Below are 17874 nucleotides of genomic sequence, written 5' to 3'. Positions count from 1 at the left end.
ATAGATGGGGAATGATCCATGGTTGATATTGATAATAAAAAGCCTAATTCTCTAGATGATCATGTTATGAACTCCACTAGTAGTATTGAAGAAATCAACAATTATATTGAAATTATGCTCCGTTATGGCTCTGATATAGATGCCAATATTAAAAAGAAAACAAGACTATCCTTTTTTAAGAAAGTGATTAAGAAGTGTATCGGTTGGTATATTGATCCGAAGACCAACTATCAAGAAAAATATAATGCGGCAGTAACACCTGCATTTGGCAAAACAAGAGAGTTATTAAATATCCACGCGAACAAATTAAGTGAATTAGAGCGAAGAGTGATTAATTCGTTAGAACAAAAGGCTATGATGGAAAAATGCTACATTGAAAAATTCGATCTAGTAGAACAAAAACAGCAAGAATTGGAATTGAAGTTATTGCAAATGCAAGATGAAAACAAAATTCATAGTGATTTCATTAATGCGGCAAACGATAAACTAGCTGAGTTGGAGAAGACAGGCATATTTTCAAGACAAGAAAATTTTTTTATTAAATCTACTTATTCTCAATCAGGGGAAGATAGTATCCTGGCATACATTCTAAAAATGGTAGGGATTCCATTAGAAAAAGTTGATTATATTGACCTGGGGGCAAATCATGCTAAAGAGATGAGTAATACCTTTTTCTTTTACAACAACGGGGCAAAGGGAATATTGGTTGAAGCAAACCCTAAACTAATTCCTGAGTTAACGTTTTATCGTCACAGGGATTTAATTCTAAATTTTTGTGTAGATGTAGTATCAGGACGGGAAGTGAATTTTTATATCTTAAGTGGGGATGGATTGAGCACACCAAATTACGATGAAGCATTATTAGTGTGTGAAAAAAATCCTTCTCTTGAAATAGTAGATCAGAAGAGAGTGAAGACAATTTCGTATAACGATATTGTTGAAAAATACTTAGGTAAGGCCCCTGTATTGTTATCTATTGATATTGAAGGTAATGATGAGGCTATTCTAAGATCTATAGATTTGGATAATTATAGACCGGTTGTTATTGTTATTGAAATGATAGATTATAATGTTAATTTGGCTTACAAAACTAAAAAGCAAGCTATTAAACAATATATGGAGACTCAAAATTATGATGAATATGCATTCACCGGAATTAATTCAATCTTCATTGATCGACGGTATTTGGACAGTCAGCGAGAAAAAAATATATAGAGAGGTAAATATGTTATGAAAATTGAATTTAATGATCCTGATGTAAATGTTGAGGATATTATTAACAGAATGAAAAGTGAGTTAAGTACGCACGGAATTGAAGAAAACATAGACGATATGATGCTACCTCTTCGAGTAGACCATAACAACTCGGAATCTTTCTCACAATTACAGTCTAACTTGGAGATTGTTAATAGGCTGTGGAACAATCCTTCGGAACATGTAATAACCTCACATCGTAAGTTTATAGGACAAGTTATAGTTTTCGCGAAAAAAATAATGAGAAAATGTTTAAGATGGTACATTAATCCAATAGTTTATTCCCAAAATGAATTTAACGGAAGTATAACTAGAACAATAAATGCAATGTCAACACAACTAAAGTTGAATGAAGCAGTCATCGAAGATATGAAAAAAGAAATAAGTGAGCTTAAACTATCTAATCAAAATTTAAAAAAACAGATAAACAGAACTAAATAATATTACTATCAAAAAGAGCGGTGGAAAACTTGAATGTAAATCAGTTATTACCAACAATGAGTTATGGGGATGCAGTAAGTAACTCTGCCCTTACAATGCAAAAATGCTTACAGGATATGGGCTGTAACTCAAAAATATATGCAGAGCATATACATCCTAAACTCTCACATATAGTATTGCCTGCATCCAAAATTCCAAAGGACGAAGCGGTTATTTATCATATGGCCATCGGCTGCGATTTAGCTTATATAGTCCCTGAATTTACTGATAGAAGAATGCTTTTATATCATAATATTACCCCACCACATTTCTTCAGAGGCTATGATGAGCAATCAGCAGAGTTATGTGTTAGAGGGAGGGAAGAGCTGGAGTTTTTAAAAGATTATATAGATATTGCTTATGCTGACTCAGATTATAATCGAAGTGAGCTCATTGATATCGGATATAAATGTACGGCAGTGACCCCGATAATGATTGATTTTGAAGAGTATGACGTGCCTTGTAACTATGATTTATTGTCAAGTCTTAAGAAAAATAAAAAGGGCACGGATATTTTATTTGTTGGGAGAATCGCACCAAATAAAAAGCAAGAAGATATTATTAAAACATTTTACTACTATAAAAAATATTTCGATCAGGAAGCCAGACTTTTCCTGGTTGGATCTTATGTGAGAATGGAGCGATATTACTCTCAATTGCAAGATTTAATAAAACAGTTGGAATTGTCAGATGTATATATTACTGGGCACGTTCCGTTTGCTGATATTCTTACTTATTATAAGAATGCAGACATTTTTTTAAGTATGAGTGAACATGAGGGCTTTTGCGTGCCTTTATTAGAGGCTATGAAATTTAAATTGCCTATAATATCTTACAAAGAATGTGCTGTTCCAGAAACGTTAGGCAATGGTGGTATTTTAGTATTAGAGAAGGATTTTCGGTCTGTTGCATCTTTATTAAAGGTTGTAATTGATGACGAAGTTCTACAGGCAAAAATTCTTAGAAATCAGCAGCAAAGATTGGAATTTTATTCCAAACAAAATACCACTAGAATCTTCAAAGAAAAAATTAAACAAGAGATAGTGGATTCTCTTGGATAAGAAATATAGAAGTATGGAGGAACGATGAAGAAGAAAATTGCTCTTGTTGTTCAGAGATATGGATTAGAAGTTAATGGAGGATCGGAATTAAGTTGTCGATTAATTGCTGAGAAACTAAAAGATTATTATGATATTGAAATTATTACTACCAAAGCAGTAGATTATGTCACTTGGGAAAACCACTATTCGGAGGATGTGGAAAAAATAAATGGAGTTACAGTAAGAAGATTTAGAACGGATTTCCCTAGAAGCCAAATAGAATTTTCGAAAATCAATAACAAACTTTTTAGTAATGGTAATAAATCTATTTATGATGAGCTCGAATGGATGAAAGCACAAGGACCAGCTTCTTTTGAATTACTTAAATATTTGGAAACTTCACATCATCAATATGATAAGATTATTTTCTTTACGTATCTTTATTTCACTACGTTTTTTGGTCTTCAACAAGTTCCGGAAAAGAGCATTCTTGTTCCCACAGCGCATGATGAACCATATATTTATTTGTCGATGTTTAAGTCATTATTTCATTTGCCACAAATCCTTCTGTTCCTAACAGAGGAAGAGAAGGATTTCGTACATAAGACTTTTGGGAATGAACATATTCCTAATGAGGTTGTTGGATTAGGAATAGACATTCCTCAGAGATACCTATCAGAAGAAGAGTTTAGGCAGCGATTTAACATTGATGGTCCATTCATAGTATATGTTGGAAGAATTGATGAGTCAAAAGGATGCAGGGAATTAATAGATTACTTTATAAAGTATAAGAAGAAGGATAAAGACATAAAATTAGTCCTAGTTGGAAAAAGTGTAATGGATGTTCCTGTTGATCCTTCAATAATTTCGTTAGGTTTTGTAACAGAGGAAGAGAAGTTTGGAGCAATTGCTTCTTCTGAGTTGCTGGTTATGCCTTCAAAATTTGAAAGTTTCTCAATTGCATTGCTAGAGGGAATGTACCTAAAGAAGCCTGTTTTAGTGAACGGTCAATGTGATGTTTTGGTTGGTCATTGTAGGAGAGGTAATTCTGGATTGTATTACGAGAACTATAGCGAATTTGAGTACTGTATGAAATTGCTGACAGAGAATAAAGTTTTAAGTGCATCTTTAGGGGAAAGAGGATATAAGTATATAACCGATAATTATCAATGGGGTAGCGTAATTGAAAAAATTTCAAATGCAATCGAGTCATGATCACTCTTGATCTTAATGGACTCTATATAAAGACTGTTTTAGTTGCTTACTTTATGAGCGAGGAGTAATACTAGCATGGCTTACCGTAACAAACATAACACTAGTGAATGGATAGTACTGATAACTTTTACAATAGCATTGTTTATAATTCATGTCTGGTACGTCAAAGATATGTACCTTATTTACGTATTGGACGACGAATTTGGATATTGGAGTATAGCAGCCTATTTGGCAGGAATAGATTGGTCAAGCTCTACATCGCATATTGCTTATTATTCTTATGGCTATTCCATATTATTGACCCCCATATTCTGGTTTTTTGATGATCCAATTAAGATGTATCGAGCAGCTTTAGTGTTGAATTCAATTCTACTGAGCTGTATTCCAATTATTGCTTATGATATTGTGAAGAGAATTTTCACTAAAAACAACTGGGTCTTTCTCGTATCTGCCTCATTCTGTGCATCACTATATTCTTCATATGTTGTGTATGCTAACATTGCATGGAGTGAGAGTTTGTTAATATTCCTCTGTTGGTTACTTCTATGGGTATTTATTAGATTGAATAGCACTTCCCACACATGGAAATTTCTCCTATTAGGTTTCTTGTTAGTATATGCTTACACAGTTCATCAAAGAACTTTAGGTGTATTATTAGCAGGTATAATTGTTGTTATTACTATGAAGGCATTTAGATACATTAATTGGCGGCAATTCTTGGGCTTTATATCTTCCATTGTTGTTTTTTTTGTTGCTCATGGTTATATAAAATCAAATATCATTGCAAATGTATGGAGAAACGCCGTTACTTCAACAAACGATTATTCCGGACAATTCCAAAAGATTGCTAGCTTTTTTTCCTTAGAAGGTTTGATTAAAACACTACAAGTTCTGAGCGGACAATTGTTTTATGTAGGTGCAGCTTCATTTATCCTGGCTTTTATTGGTATTTACAGTATAAGTAAAATGATCATAAGACTGCGGATAGAAAAACATAACGATGGAACTGAGAATAACTTTTCGAGTTATTTCAATGCGCTTGTATTCCTTCTAATTGCATTTATTTTTACGTTTGGAATTAGTGTAGTGTTCATGAACAATGCTAACAGGGTAGACCATATATTGTATGGACGTTATATTGACATGCTCATCGGACCATTATTATTGATAGGAATTATAAGTTTATTTAATTTTTCAAAGATTGAAAAGAGTTTATCAACTATTATAAGTTTAATTCTGTTGGTTTTGACTGGTATATTTGCTAATTATGGTATCAATCAACTTGAGCATCCTTCATTTAATGGAATCACAGTTATTGGTATCAAACAATATTACATTTCTGGTATATTCCAGTTTAAGTTTGCTATTTTAATTTCTGGCTTTTGCGCTTTGGTATGTTGTATTAGTTTTGCGGCTAAGAAATATAAATGGATTCCTTTTATAGGTTTATCCCTCCTTAGTATACTATTTTTGCATGCTGGTGTTCGAATAATTAGTAATGATCTCGCCCCTTCCCATCAAAAAAATTTAAATTCAAATAATATAGTCAAGTATATTAAAGATGATAAGGAATTACGCCCAATATATTTTTTGATTGAAAATAACTTTAATATTGATAGAAATAAAGGTTTTTTTCAATTTTTATTGATGGATAGGAAGTTAATTTCCCTTACTGAAGAGGATTTAGGACAAATCAATGGACAAAAATATATTATTACTAGTAATCCAAACCCGCTACTGTTTCCCTATAAAAATGAGTATTCATTAATTTATGCTTCAGGATCCAACTATTTATGGAGCAATGCTCCTGAATTCTCTCAGGAAAAGAATGTATTCAATTTACCTCTTTCCTTGTTCTATAGTATCAATGGGGTAAGGAGTATCGGTGAAATTGAGTATATTGATTCAGACGGGTCTTCAAATTATTTGCTTTATGGGCCCTATATGGAATTAAACCAAGGCAAGTACAATATATCGGGATCATTTGAGTTGCTCTCAGAATCAAAAGGTGAGATAGGTTACTTTGAGGTAGTTAGTGGTGGCACTATCTTAGATAGGCAGATTATTATAGGTGATTCATTTGATAAAAGGCAACTAAAGATGGATTTGTCAATAAATCTAAATCAATCGGTGGGGAACATTGAATTTCGCGTTTTTACAAATGAAGGGGCTTTATTGAGGATTAAGTCGATAAAACTAATAGAAAATTAGAATGGAATAGTTAATCAACTATTCCATCATTATTTAGAAAATTATAATTATTTAATGAATGGTGGCTTATTATGTGAAAAGGATGATTTATATTGCTGTTGGAGTTATTGTCTGTGCATTCCTTGGCATAGAAGTATCTAAATATTGGTCTCAACTTGATATTACTCAGCTAGAAATAAATTACTACCATCTGATTTTTGTTTCATTGATGCTCTTATCATATTATGTGATAAACAGTTTTATTTGGGTGAAGATTTTAAATGGTTGTGGAGAAGATGTTGATTGGAAGAAAGGTCTGATTATCCATAACTATTCTCAAGCCGCTAAATATTTACCTGGAGGAATGTGGAACGTTTTAGGTAGAGTATATCTCTGTACTAGTCAGGGAATGAATATTGCCAGAGTGACAACCTCTATATTTCTAGAGATATTGTTAAATATGATCGCCGGTTTTATCATAATTGTTTTGACGGGGTATACGGTATTATCTTTAAATGCATATGTAGTTGTAGCAATGATAGCTCTCATTTTGATTTGGTTTTATAAACCGGAGTTAGTTATAAAGCCTGCACTTGCTTTATATAAAAAATGGAAAAAGGAGGAGGTGTCGCTTAACGTTTCACGAAAGCAACTTATCCGATGGACTTTATATTTTGTAGCAGCGTGGTTATTCTATAGCATTACTTTTTATCTTTTTATAACCATTATTCTCAATATCAAAGTAAATTATGTCTTTTCAATTGGTGTTTTAATATTTTCATGGATAGTCGGATTTATCTCTCCTATTCCTGGCGGCCTTGGAGTAAGGGAAGGTAGTATGACAGCTTTACTAAGTATTCAGCTACCTTATGCGGATGCACTACTAATATCATTGTTTTCTAGATTTTGGTTAATAGCGGTGGAGGTTGTGCTTTATGTGACGGTATTTATATTTGCGAGAAGAAAAAACGTTTCCCTTCACAGGAATACTGACATTAAACTAAGAAACAGGGGTTCTGAACATGAATTATAAAGTGTTGGTTATCACTGGGAGCTTCCCTCCAGATGTTGGAGGAATACAGAATTATGTTTATAATCTATGTAAATATTCTAACCATCAGATAACTGTATTAGCACCTGATATGAACGAAGCAGCTCAATTCGACTCTAAACAAAATTTTAAAATTATTAGAGAAAAATTTCTTTCGGGGAACTTTTTAACATCAGGTAAAAACCTTCTGAAGGCTGTATTTCGACTAACTAAGAATAATAAATACGATTTAATAATTTGCAATCATGTACTAGTTGCAACCATAGGTAGAATACTTTCATTTTTTATGAATAAGCCCTTTTTAATTATCACCTATGGAAAAGACACCTTGGAATTTCTTCACAACCCGATTTTGCGATGGCTTGTCAAAACGAATCTTAAGAAATCAAGGGCAATCATTACTTGCAGTGAATATACAAAGAGTGTTGTTATCAATCTAAATGTAACTCAAAATAAAATTTATGCAGTATTACCAGGGGTAGATTCAAAGTTTGAACCAAAGGAAAGAAACGTTCAGTTATTGAGAAAATACAGATTAGAGAATAGTTCGATATTATATACTATTGGGCGCCTAGTAGAACGAAAAGGACATGATATTGTTATAAAATCACTGCCCATTATTATTGAGCAAATACCCAATGTTAAATATTTGATCGTTGGGGATGGTGAACATAGAAGAAGACTGGAGCAATTGGTTGTTGAATATGGAGTGGAAGATTACGTAGTTTTCGCAGGTGAAGTAGAAGATTCAGCACTTGTTGATCACTATAACATTGGTGATGTTTTTGTGATGCCCAGTAGGTATTTAGAAAGTACAGGAAGCGTCGAAGGATTTGGTATCGTTTATTTAGAAGCAGGTGCGTGTAAAAAAGTTGTGATTGGTGGAAATAGTGGTGGAGCACCAGAAGCCGTAGGGGATAGTCAGACAGGCATCCTAGTTGATCCTACAGATACAATAGACATTGCAAATAAAATAATTAATATCCTTCTTAACCATAATCTAGCTAAAGAGATAGCTCATAATGCTCATAGGAGAGCAAAAGATGAATTTTCACATAATATCGTAGCTAAACATTTCGATGCAATAATTGAAAGATGTGTAAATAAGAAATAAGAAGTAACATAGGAGTGAATATTTTGAAACTAATCATTCAAATACCGTGCCTTAATGAAGAATCAACCTTGCCTCTCACAATTCGTGATATTCCTAGAAAAATTGCGGGTATCAGCAAAGTCGAAATCTTAATTATTGATGATGGTAGTACTGATAAAACTATTGAGGTTGCCAAGTCACTAGGCGTTGATCATATTGTTAGATTTTCCAAGAACAAGGGTCTTGCTGAAGCATTTAAAGCAGGGATAGATGCTTCTTTAAAATTAGGTGCTGATATTATTGTAAATACGGATGCTGATAACCAATATAAAGGGGCAGATATTCCAAAATTAATAGCACCAATTATGAGTGGGCACTATGAAATGATTATTGGAGATAGAAAAACTGATGATATTCCACATTTTTCAAAAGTAAAAAAGTTTTTTCAAAGATTTGGAAGCAGTGTTGTAAGAAAATTGTCACAGACTGATGTACCCGATACTACAAGTGGCTTCCGTGCTTATTCGCGTGATGCTGCACTGCGTTTAAATGTAGTTTCAGAATTTACATATACTTTAGAAACCATTATTCAAGCTGGGCACAAAAAACTAGCTGTTGGTCATGTGGAAATTGGTACAAATGAAAAATTAAGAGATTCACGATTATTTAAGAGTATCACAGGATATATGCGAAGATCTGCTAAAACTATCATAAGAATATATACAATGTATCGTCCGATGAAAGTATTCATTATTAGTGGTTTTATATCCGTAAATATAGGGATATTGATTGGTCTTCGTTTTCTTTGGTTTTATTTATCGGGATCTGGTGACGGACATATTCAATCATTAATATTAGCAGCTGTATTGATGATTGTGGGCTTTCAACTCGGTACATTAGGTCTTATTGCGGATTTAATTTCAAATAATCGTAAATTGGTCGAAGAAACGTTATATCGGGTGAAAAAAATAGAGTTAAATAAGAATGATATCGGAGACGATATTAATGAATATAACATTTTATCTATTAAGGAAAACAAAAAACAAATCTCGTAAAGTGGTGACCTAAATGAAACTGGCGGTAATTGGTACGGGCTATGTTGGATTAACATCGGGAGTATGTTTTGCGGAATTAGGAAACGATGTCATTTGTGTGGATATAGACTCAGTCAAAATTGAGCAACTTAACCGAGGTAAAGTACCAATATATGAACCAGGAATGGAAGGACTTGTATTAAAAAATTATAATTTAGGAAGATTGAAGTTTACAACAGATCTTCAATCAGCTGTCGAAATAAGTGATATAATTATAATCGCTGTTGGTACTCCCGCATTGCCAGATGGTAATGTTGATATGACTTACGTATTTACTGTAGCTAAACAAATTGGCTTGTATATTAATGGTTACAAAATTATTGCTAATAAGAGTACGGTTCCTGTGGGTACTGCTGACAATGTGCATGATCTAATTTTTGAAAATATGAAGGATAAAAGAATTGAATTTGATGTAGCTTCTTTGCCAGAATTTCTTAAAGAGGGTTCGGCTATTTCAGATTTTTTCAATCCTGATCGGGTAGTTATAGGTATCAATTCATTAAAGGCTAAGGAGGCTCTTATTGAACTCCACAATTCATTAAATACAATGATCCAAATAACCGATATTCGCAGTGCTGAATTAATAAAATATGCAGCTAATTCTTTTCTTGCAATGAAAATATCTTTTATTAATGAAATTGCTAACATTGCTGAGCTTGTTGGAGCGAATATTAATGAGATTGCAGCAGGTATTGGTTCAGACTCCCGTATAGGTGATAAATTTTTAAAGGCGGGAATTGGCTTCGGTGGAGCATGCTTTCCAAAGGACACAAAGGGTCTTATAAAAATTGCGGATCATCTTGGATTAGAATTTAATATTCTGCAGGAAGTAGTAAATGTGAATGAAAAGCAATATAAAAAAATAATTTTTAAGCTCGAAGAAGAACTTGGGGATCTAAATTATAGTTCTGTTGCTATCTTAGGTTTGAGCTTTAAACCGAATACTGATGATATAAGGGAAGCGCCTTCAATTAAAATTATTAATGAACTGTTAGTTAGATACCCCCATCTTAACTTAAAAGTATATGATCCAGTAGCAATAAGCCCTACAAGAGATGAAATAGGAAATAAAGTCGAGTACTGCACCTCAATATCTAATGCTGTTCAAGATAGTAATGCAGCTGTTATAGTTACAGAGTGGCCTGATATCGTTTCGTTTGGACTGGAAAATTATAAGGGGCTACTAAAGCAACCTATAATTATAGATGGAAGAAATTGCTACGATCCACAGGAGGCTATTGGGTTAGGAATAGTATATAGAAGTATAGGAAGAGATCAGCAATATAAAAGGATGACAGTAATCTCATAATTTCAATGATTGACTGAATCATATCACCAATTTTAATTAGTGTGTCTTTATTTCTTGAATATTCTGAGTACCCTCACGTTCAGAGGTAAACTAATTGAAGAGCATGAACTAAGATACACCCGAGATTTACTAACCATCGCTTAAATGGAGGTGACTACTATAAAAGCCATAATCCTAGCAGGCGGAACAGGTTCACGCCTCTATCCCTTAACCAAAGTCACCAATAAACACCTTCTGCCAGTCGGAGCCTATCCGATGATCTTCCACCCGGTATATAAACTCCGCCAAGCAGGCCTTACAGACGTACTCATTGTGACGGGGAAGGACCACATGGGGGATGTAGTAAACCTATTAGGTAGCGGTAGCGAAATGGGGGTTTCCTTCACATATAAAGTGCAGGATGAAGCAGGAGGCATTGCTCAAGCGTTGAACCTTGCAGAGCAATTTGCAAATGGCGAATCAGTGGCGGTCATCCTCGGCGATAACGTGTTTGAGGATGACATCTCCACATATGTGGCTAACTTCCAGAGCCAAATGTCCGGTGCCAAGATACTAATTAAAGAAGTGATTGATCCTAACCGTTTTGGTGTTCCGGAAATCCAAGGCAACCAAATCATTTCCATTGAAGAAAAACCGGAACAGCCTAAGTCCAATTATGCTGTTACGGGAATATATATGTATGATGATACGGTTTTTGATATTATTAAGACATTGAAACCGTCAGCTCGTGGCGAATTGGAAATCACGGACGTCAACAATGCATATATTGAACGAGGAGAGCTTACCTTTGATACGCTTCAAGGCTGGTGGACGGATGCGGGAACGCATGCGTCGCTCGCTCGGGCCAATGAGTTGGCTAGAGATATTCGATTCGGTGATGATTTCGGAAAACTTAAACTGTAGTTAGGGAGGAATTGAACGATGAACGTAACTCCTTTAAAACTCACAGACGCTTTTGTACTTGAACCGGTGGTCCACGGCGATCACCGGGGTTTTTTTATGGAGAGTTACAACGACTTGCTATTTAAGCAACATGGCATTACCTATAACTTCATCCAAGACAACCAATCTTTATCCGCTGAAGCTGGGGTTCTGCGTGGTCTTCATTATCAGCTCAACCCTAAGGCTCAAACCAAACTCATACGTGCCCTAACAGGCGCTATATACGATGTGATCGTAGATATTAGAAAAAGCTCCCCTACCTTTGGTCAGTGGGTTGGCGTCATTTTGAGCGAGCATAACCATCGTCAGCTACTTGTTCCTAAGGGCTTCGCACATGGTTTTTGTACGCTTGTACCCAATACCCAGGTCCTCTATAAAGTGGACGAATATTATTCCCCCGAGAATGACCGCGGCATATTATGGAATGATCCGGCTTTGGGGATCGATTGGCCAACGTCGAATCCGACATTGTCGGATAAAGACCAGCGGCACCCGCTACTGAAAGACGCAGAGATGAATTTTGACTAGGGGGCAGTGAGGATGAAACTTCTTGTTACCGGCGGCGCCGGTTTTATCGGCAGTAACTTTATTTTATATATGATGCAGCAGCATCCGAATTACCAGATCATCAACATGGATGCACTTACGTATGCGGGCAACCTTGAAAACTTAAAATCCGTTCAAGACCACCCTAACTATTCTTTCGTGCAAGCAGATATAGCTGACAAACCAGCGGTGGACGTGATTTTCCAACAGGGTATCGATGTGGTTGTTAATTTCGCGGCAGAATCACACGTGGATCGCAGCATTTTGGAACCGGAGATCTTTGTGAATACCAATGTCATGGGTACACAGGTTCTTCTGGATGCAGCCAAAAAATATGGCGTGACTAAATTTGTCCAAGTTTCCACGGATGAAGTATATGGGTCCTTGGGTGAAACCGGTTTGTTCTCTGAAACGACACCACTTGCTCCTAACAGTCCTTACTCAGCCAGCAAAGCAGGCGGGGATCTGCTCGTAAGGGCTTACCATGAGACCTTTGGTCTTCCGGTAAACATTACCCGCTGCTCGAATAATTACGGTCCATACCAATTCCCTGAAAAGCTGATCCCACTGATTATTTCTCGTGCCCTAAATGATGAATCTTTGCCGGTCTACGGCGATGGCCTCAATATCCGTGATTGGCTGTATGTCGAGGATCATTGCAGTGCGATCGATCTGGTTATTCATCAGGGGAAAATAGGTGAGGTTTATAATATTGGGGGCAACAATGAACGTACCAATGTTCATATCGTCAAAACCATTTTGAACGAGCTTGGTAAGCCGGAGTCACTGATCACTTACGTGACAGATCGTCCAGGTCATGACCGACGTTATGGCATTGATCCTACAAAAATCATGAATGAGCTGGGCTGGAAGCCAAAGCACAACTTCGAAACAGGTATTAAGGAAACGATTCAGTGGTATTTGAGCAACAAAGAGTGGTGGACGAGAATTCAATCCGGCGCATATCGTGATTATATGACCCAGCAGTATGGCAGCCGTTTGGGTGGGAACGGATGAAGGTATTAATCACAGGGGCACATGGTCAGTTAGGGCAGGATATTGCAAGGATATTTAACCTAGCTGGTCATGAAGTTATTAGCTACGGTAGAGAAGAACTAAACATAACGGACTTAGATCAATGCCTCCAAGTAAGTTCAACTCGCCGACCCGACTGGATCATTCATTGTGCGGCTTATACGGCGGTTGATGCTGCAGAGACGGATATGGACGGTGCTTATCTCGTGAATGCAGTAGGTACTAGAAACATGGCTCTCGCCGCTGAAAAAATCGATGCCAAGATCGTATTTATTAGCACGGACTACGTTTTTAGTGGTACGAGTGAAAGGCCATATAACGAGTATGATTCTCCCGACCCGCAAAGCGTTTATGGAAAGTCCAAGCTTGCAGGGGAACAGATGGTTCAACATTTTTGCTCTCGTTGGTTTATTGTGCGAACTTCATGGTTGTTCGGCCTGCATGGCAACAACTTTGTAAAAACGATGCTTCGTCTAGGACAAGAAAAGCCGCTGTTAAAGGTGGTTAACGACCAAAAAGGTTCGCCGACCTACACGGTAGATCTGGCACAGTTCTTGATAAACTTAATTTCCACCGAAAAATACGGTATATATCATGCCTCTAACAGTGGTTCTTGCACTTGGTATGAGTTTACTAGCGCCATTTTTGAAGAGGCTCGTGAACAATTGGGACTTACCATAACCGCTGAATTGCAGCCTTGTACTACTGAAGAGTTTCCCAGACCCGCTCCACGTCCGGCCAATTCGGTCATGGATCATTTAGCTATCCGACTAAACCAATTTGAGGATTTGCCACATTGGCGCGAGGGGCTGAAGCAGTTTATGCTGGATATGAAGCAGCACCCTGAACTATACTTAAAATAAATACAGCGACTCGAAAGGCCTGATCTGTATGATCTGGCCTTTTTTAGCTAGCTTCTTTCTCTATAGACCTCTCAGCTGTATTGGGTCTACGAGATTATTGATTTCAAGTGTTTTTTCGGAGGTTCCCGTATGAAAAAAGTGCAAGTATTGTTATCCGCCTACAACGGCGAACAATATATATCCGAGCAAATCCAGAGTATTCTCAATCAGACGCATGCTGCTGTCTCCATCCTGATAAGAGACGATGGATCGACTGATAAAACGATACAGCTTCTCGACCAATGGGTGACAACACACCCCGATAAGATCAAGCTCATAAAAGGAACGAATGTTGGCGTTGTGTCCAGTTTCTTTGAACTTCTGCGTGCTGCAGATGCTGAGGCTGATTATTATTGTTTTTGCGACCAGGATGACGTGTGGCTTGATCATAAGGTAGAGCATGCTATAGCCCGCCTAGACTCCTCTATATATACGGAAGTGCCGGCAATGGTATTTACATCAACCTACCTTACGGATGACGAGTTAAACCGGAAAGGTGCATGGCCAAAGCCTCCTGCTCAGGAGCCCTCTTTCTTTAATGCGTTGTACGAAAATATTGCCATTGGCGCGACCATCACGATGAATCGATCGGCGAGAAACCTGTTTATCAATAGTCAATCGGTGGACAGTCAAAAGGTTCTTATGCACGATTGGTGGTTCTACCTGCTCGTATCCGCATTTGGAACCGTAATCTACGATAACAAGCCATCCATGTTATACCGTCAGCACAATAATAATGTGGTAGGGGGCAGCAACTCCCTCGTGGGTAAGTTGAAGAGCAAATGGGCCAGTTTTAAAAGACATACAGGCAAAGATTTGCTGCATAAACAAGCGAGCGAGTTTGATCGAATCTATGGATCGCGATTGACTGGAGAACAGAAAGAGCAGCTGGATTTATTTCTTGCAACTCGAACAAGATTCATGGACAGATTACATTATGCACGCAAGAGCAAATTGTACAGACAATCCAAGGCAGAGAGTTTGTTATTCAAGTTCTTTATTTTGATCGGCTTTATATGAGAGTTGAATGGAAGAGGACAGAGCAAACTTATTCCTTGATATTCCTTATTTCCCTACGAACTATGCTATAATGTCGATAGATTACTATATTTGTCAGGAGACGTTATGCAATGGATTTAAGCATTTTAATCGTGAACTACAATACCTGTCAGCTGACGGTGGACTGTTTGCGATCCGTGTTTGCATCGGAGACGGAATATACATACGAAGTGATTCTGATAGATAACAACTCGAAGGACGAGTCCGTTCAGACCATCCGAGAGTTATTTCCGCAGGTCAAGCTGATCGAGAACGCGGAAAATACCGGCTTTGCCAAAGCCAACAATCAGGGGATGGAAGTGGCGGAAGGCCGCTATATGCTGCTGCTAAATTCCGACACGATGATCCAGCAGGATACGATCCAGACGATGGTCGCTTTTATGGACTATAACCCGATCATAGGGGCTTCCGGCTGCAAAATCGTCCTTCCGGACGGTTCCCTGGATAAGGCCTGCAAAAGAGGGTTCCCAACGCCTTCGGCGTCCTTCTATTATGCCTTTGGTCTCAGCAAGCTGTTCCCCAACAAGCCGGAGTTTAACCAGTATCAGCTGGGGTATTTGAATCCGGACGTAGAGTATCCGGTGGATTGTTTGGTCGGTGCGTTCATGCTGGTACGCCGCGAGACGATTGATCAGGTGGGCGGGCTGGACGAGACGTTTTTTATGTACGGGGAGGATATCGACTGGTGTTATCGCATCAAGCAGGCGGGATGGGGCATTCACTATTATCCACGGACGACGATCATCCATTATAAAGGCGGCAGCGCCCGGCGCCGGCCGTTCAAGATCATTTATGAGTTCCATCGGGCGATGATTCTTTTTCATCGGAAGCATTACCGGCAGAAATACAACATATTCGTTAATGGAGCCGTGTATGCGGGCGTTGGTCTGAAATTGCTCCTGTCCCTGCTCACGAACCGGCTTAAGCCCATTCGTCCAGCAACGATAACGCAATCTTCAGGTGGAGTGGAGGTGAAATCATGATCCGCCAGAATCAGGGCTTTCTGACCAAATTGTATATGTTGACCGATTTTGCCTTTATCCAGTTGGCGTTTCTGCTCGCATGGTGGGTGAAATTCGAGAGTGGCTGGTTTCCCTATGAAGAGCCGCTACCTCTCGAAACCTATGCTTTGTGGAGTCTGGTGTACGGAGCGGTTGCGGTGGTTGTCGGCATCATGATTACCTTGTACTCGCCGAAGCGGAAAAAGCGCTTTGCCGACGAGTTCATGAAGATCTTCCAGATGCATTTCATCGGGATGTTCATTCTCCTCAGTATTATGTTTTTTGTTAAAGAGGTGGATATCTCCCGTTGGTATCTCGCCATCTACATGATTCTCAATGTAGCAATCATCATCCTATACCGTTATTTCCTTAAGAAATCCCTCAAGCATTTTCGGGAAAAAGGCTACAACCGCCAATTCGTGCTCATCGTGGGTGCAGGGTCGCTCGGCAAGCGCTTCTTCAAAAATCTGAAGCAGTATCCGGAGCTGGGGTATGAAGTCATCGGTTTCCTGGATGATTACCAGCAGTGGGACGAGATCGAAGCGAGAAGGCTTAAACCCATTTTGGGTTCGGTCGGCGATCTACATAAGGTGCTAAACGAAAAGCTCGTCGATGAGGTCGTGCTAGCACTTCCTCTAAATGCGCACCACAAGTATCCGGAGATCATTGCTGCTTGTGAAAAAGCAGGTGTCCGAACGCTAATTATCCCGGACTTTTTCGATTACCTCCCGGCACGGCCGGTGTTTGATAACTTTGCGGGTATGCCGATGATCAACGTGCGCGATATTCCGCTGGACCTGGCGGCAAACCGACTGTTCAAGCGGGCGTTTGATATCGTATTCTCGTTAGTGGCGATTATCCTCACCCTGCCGGTGATGATCGGGATTTACCTCGGTGTCCGATTGACCTCCCGGGGCCCTGTCATTTTTAAGCAGGAGCGGGTCGGGCTGAACCGCCGAAACTTTTATATGTATAAGTTCCGTTCGATGAAGCCGCTGCCGGAAGGGGCGCCGGATACGGGCTGGACGGTGGAGAATGATCCGCGCCGCACCAAGTTCGGTTCGTTTCTCCGGAAGACCAGTCTGGATGAGCTGCCGCAGTTCTTTAATGTCCTGTTCGGACATATGAGCGTTGTGGGCCCAAGACCGGAACGACCTTATTACGTTGAACAGTTCAAAGAGGAGATTCCGAAGTACATGGTGAAACACCACGTACGCCCGGGCATCACGGGGTGGGCGCAGAGCAACGGCCTGCGCGGGGATACTTCGATTGAAGAGCGGATCAAGCACGATATTTTCTACATCGAGAATTGGTCCATTCTGTTTGATATCAAAATCATTCTGCGCACGATCCGTAACGGATTCAAAAACGCATATTGATTGAAATTTAAATGATGACGTCATCCGGCTTGAGCCGGATGGCGTCTTTTATTTACCTGTCCTAGAAGCATATTTCGACTAAAGCTGCTTACCAAGTCCCGTTGTAAAGATACCGAATGCTGTCGCTTCCTGTAAGTTTGTGACATAGCCGAGAAAACTTCGGACATTCGATCCACTCCGCTCACTTCAACATGCATGTACAACACAGCGGACAATAGTAGTCTGGAATGATTTACAAAATATAACTGTAATACTATTATAATGAAATGTTAGACTTGTCATTG

The 17874-nt window shown here is 38.4% G+C and carries 16 protein-coding genes; all 16 read left to right on the top strand.

The window, feature by feature from the left end; genetic code table 11:
* The first annotated feature begins 18 nt into the window (after positions 1 to 18).
* Positions 19 to 1215 carry an FkbM family methyltransferase gene (locus tag MHH82_RS29810; protein WP_340969136.1) on the top strand — a complete coding sequence of 399 codons (1197 nt, stop codon included), beginning with the start codon at positions 19 to 21 and terminating at the stop codon, positions 1213 to 1215.
* 15 nt (positions 1216 to 1230) lie between these two features.
* A complete protein-coding gene (locus MHH82_RS29805) occupies positions 1231 to 1695 on the top strand; it encodes a hypothetical protein (RefSeq protein ID WP_340969135.1) in 465 nt (154 codons plus the stop codon).
* A 29-nt stretch (positions 1696 to 1724) separates the two neighbouring features.
* Entirely contained in the window at positions 1725 to 2795 is a 1071-nt protein-coding gene (locus tag MHH82_RS29800) for a glycosyltransferase family 4 protein (RefSeq protein ID WP_340969134.1), read from the top strand.
* A 24-nt stretch (positions 2796 to 2819) separates the two neighbouring features.
* The gene (locus MHH82_RS29795) at positions 2820 to 3989 is read left to right on the top strand and encodes a glycosyltransferase family 4 protein (protein WP_340969133.1); all 1170 of its coding nucleotides are present in this window, start codon (positions 2820 to 2822) and stop codon (positions 3987 to 3989) included.
* 75 nt (positions 3990 to 4064) lie between these two features.
* Positions 4065 to 6200: a hypothetical protein gene (locus MHH82_RS29790; protein ID WP_340969132.1), complete on the top strand. Its 2136-nt coding sequence runs from the start codon at positions 4065 to 4067 to the stop codon at positions 6198 to 6200.
* Positions 6201 to 6282: 82 nt separating this feature from the next.
* Entirely contained in the window at positions 6283 to 7212 is a 930-nt protein-coding gene (locus MHH82_RS29785; RefSeq protein WP_340970196.1) for a lysylphosphatidylglycerol synthase transmembrane domain-containing protein, read from the top strand.
* Positions 7202 to 8344 carry a glycosyltransferase family 4 protein gene (locus MHH82_RS29780; protein WP_340969131.1) on the top strand — a complete coding sequence of 381 codons (1143 nt, stop codon included), beginning with the start codon at positions 7202 to 7204 and terminating at the stop codon, positions 8342 to 8344. The genes MHH82_RS29785 and MHH82_RS29780 overlap by 11 nt, the downstream gene beginning before the upstream one ends.
* Before the next feature lie 23 nt (positions 8345 to 8367).
* Entirely contained in the window at positions 8368 to 9378 is a 1011-nt protein-coding gene (locus tag MHH82_RS29775) for a glycosyltransferase family 2 protein (RefSeq protein WP_340969129.1), read from the top strand.
* 13 nt (positions 9379 to 9391) lie between these two features.
* The gene (locus MHH82_RS29770) at positions 9392 to 10726 is read left to right on the top strand and encodes a UDP-glucose dehydrogenase family protein (RefSeq protein WP_340969127.1); all 1335 of its coding nucleotides are present in this window, start codon (positions 9392 to 9394) and stop codon (positions 10724 to 10726) included.
* Between the two features lie 159 nt (positions 10727 to 10885).
* Positions 10886 to 11629 carry a sugar phosphate nucleotidyltransferase gene (locus MHH82_RS29765; protein WP_340970193.1) on the top strand — a complete coding sequence of 248 codons (744 nt, stop codon included), beginning with the start codon at positions 10886 to 10888 and terminating at the stop codon, positions 11627 to 11629.
* An 18-nt stretch (positions 11630 to 11647) separates the two neighbouring features.
* Entirely contained in the window at positions 11648 to 12196 is a 549-nt protein-coding gene (gene rfbC, locus MHH82_RS29760; RefSeq protein ID WP_340969126.1) for a dTDP-4-dehydrorhamnose 3,5-epimerase, read from the top strand.
* A gap of 12 nt (positions 12197 to 12208) precedes the next feature.
* A complete protein-coding gene (gene rfbB / locus MHH82_RS29755; protein ID WP_340969124.1) occupies positions 12209 to 13231 on the top strand; it encodes a dTDP-glucose 4,6-dehydratase in 1023 nt (340 codons plus the stop codon).
* Positions 13228 to 14112, top strand: a complete 885-nt coding sequence (rfbD, locus tag MHH82_RS29750) for a dTDP-4-dehydrorhamnose reductase (protein WP_340969122.1) — start codon at positions 13228 to 13230, stop codon at positions 14110 to 14112. Before rfbB ends, rfbD begins: the two co-directional genes overlap by 4 nt.
* Positions 14113 to 14241: 129 nt before the next feature.
* Complete coding sequence (locus tag MHH82_RS29745; protein ID WP_340969120.1) at positions 14242 to 15171, top strand: glycosyltransferase family 2 protein; 930 nt, start codon at positions 14242 to 14244, stop codon at positions 15169 to 15171.
* 110 nt (positions 15172 to 15281) lie between these two features.
* Entirely contained in the window at positions 15282 to 16193 is a 912-nt protein-coding gene (locus MHH82_RS29740) for a glycosyltransferase family 2 protein (RefSeq protein WP_036660290.1), read from the top strand.
* Positions 16190 to 17590 carry an undecaprenyl-phosphate glucose phosphotransferase gene (locus MHH82_RS29735; protein WP_036660288.1) on the top strand — a complete coding sequence of 467 codons (1401 nt, stop codon included), beginning with the start codon at positions 16190 to 16192 and terminating at the stop codon, positions 17588 to 17590. The genes MHH82_RS29740 and MHH82_RS29735 overlap by 4 nt, the downstream gene beginning before the upstream one ends.
* The last annotated feature ends 284 nt before the right edge of the window (positions 17591 to 17874 follow it).

It is taken from the genome of Bacillus sp. FSL K6-6540 (assembly GCF_038007545.1).
This window is presented reverse-complemented; position numbering and strand designations above follow the sequence as displayed.

Bases quoted from the DNA above. Each gene is read 5' to 3' on its own strand.
- MHH82_RS29810 (WP_340969136.1), top strand. From the start codon at position 19: ATGGTTGATATTGATAATAAAAAGCCTAATTCTCTAGATGATCATGTT.
- MHH82_RS29745 (WP_340969120.1), top strand. From the start codon at position 14,242: ATGAAAAAAGTGCAAGTATTGTTATCCGCCTACAACGGCGAACAATAT.
- MHH82_RS29805 (WP_340969135.1), top strand. From the start codon at position 1,231: ATGAAAATTGAATTTAATGATCCTGATGTAAATGTTGAGGATATTATT.
- MHH82_RS29790 (WP_340969132.1), top strand. From the start codon at position 4,065: ATGGCTTACCGTAACAAACATAACACTAGTGAATGGATAGTACTGATA.
- rfbB (WP_340969124.1), top strand. From the start codon at position 12,209: ATGAAACTTCTTGTTACCGGCGGCGCCGGTTTTATCGGCAGTAACTTT.
- MHH82_RS29740 (WP_036660290.1), top strand. From the start codon at position 15,282: ATGGATTTAAGCATTTTAATCGTGAACTACAATACCTGTCAGCTGACG.
- MHH82_RS29780 (WP_340969131.1), top strand. From the start codon at position 7,202: ATGAATTATAAAGTGTTGGTTATCACTGGGAGCTTCCCTCCAGATGTT.
- rfbC (WP_340969126.1), top strand. From the start codon at position 11,648: ATGAACGTAACTCCTTTAAAACTCACAGACGCTTTTGTACTTGAACCG.
- MHH82_RS29735 (WP_036660288.1), top strand. From the start codon at position 16,190: ATGATCCGCCAGAATCAGGGCTTTCTGACCAAATTGTATATGTTGACC.
- MHH82_RS29795 (WP_340969133.1), top strand. From the start codon at position 2,820: ATGAAGAAGAAAATTGCTCTTGTTGTTCAGAGATATGGATTAGAAGTT.
- MHH82_RS29770 (WP_340969127.1), top strand. From the start codon at position 9,392: ATGAAACTGGCGGTAATTGGTACGGGCTATGTTGGATTAACATCGGGA.
- MHH82_RS29785 (WP_340970196.1), top strand. From the start codon at position 6,283: ATGATTTATATTGCTGTTGGAGTTATTGTCTGTGCATTCCTTGGCATA.
- rfbD (WP_340969122.1), top strand. From the start codon at position 13,228: ATGAAGGTATTAATCACAGGGGCACATGGTCAGTTAGGGCAGGATATT.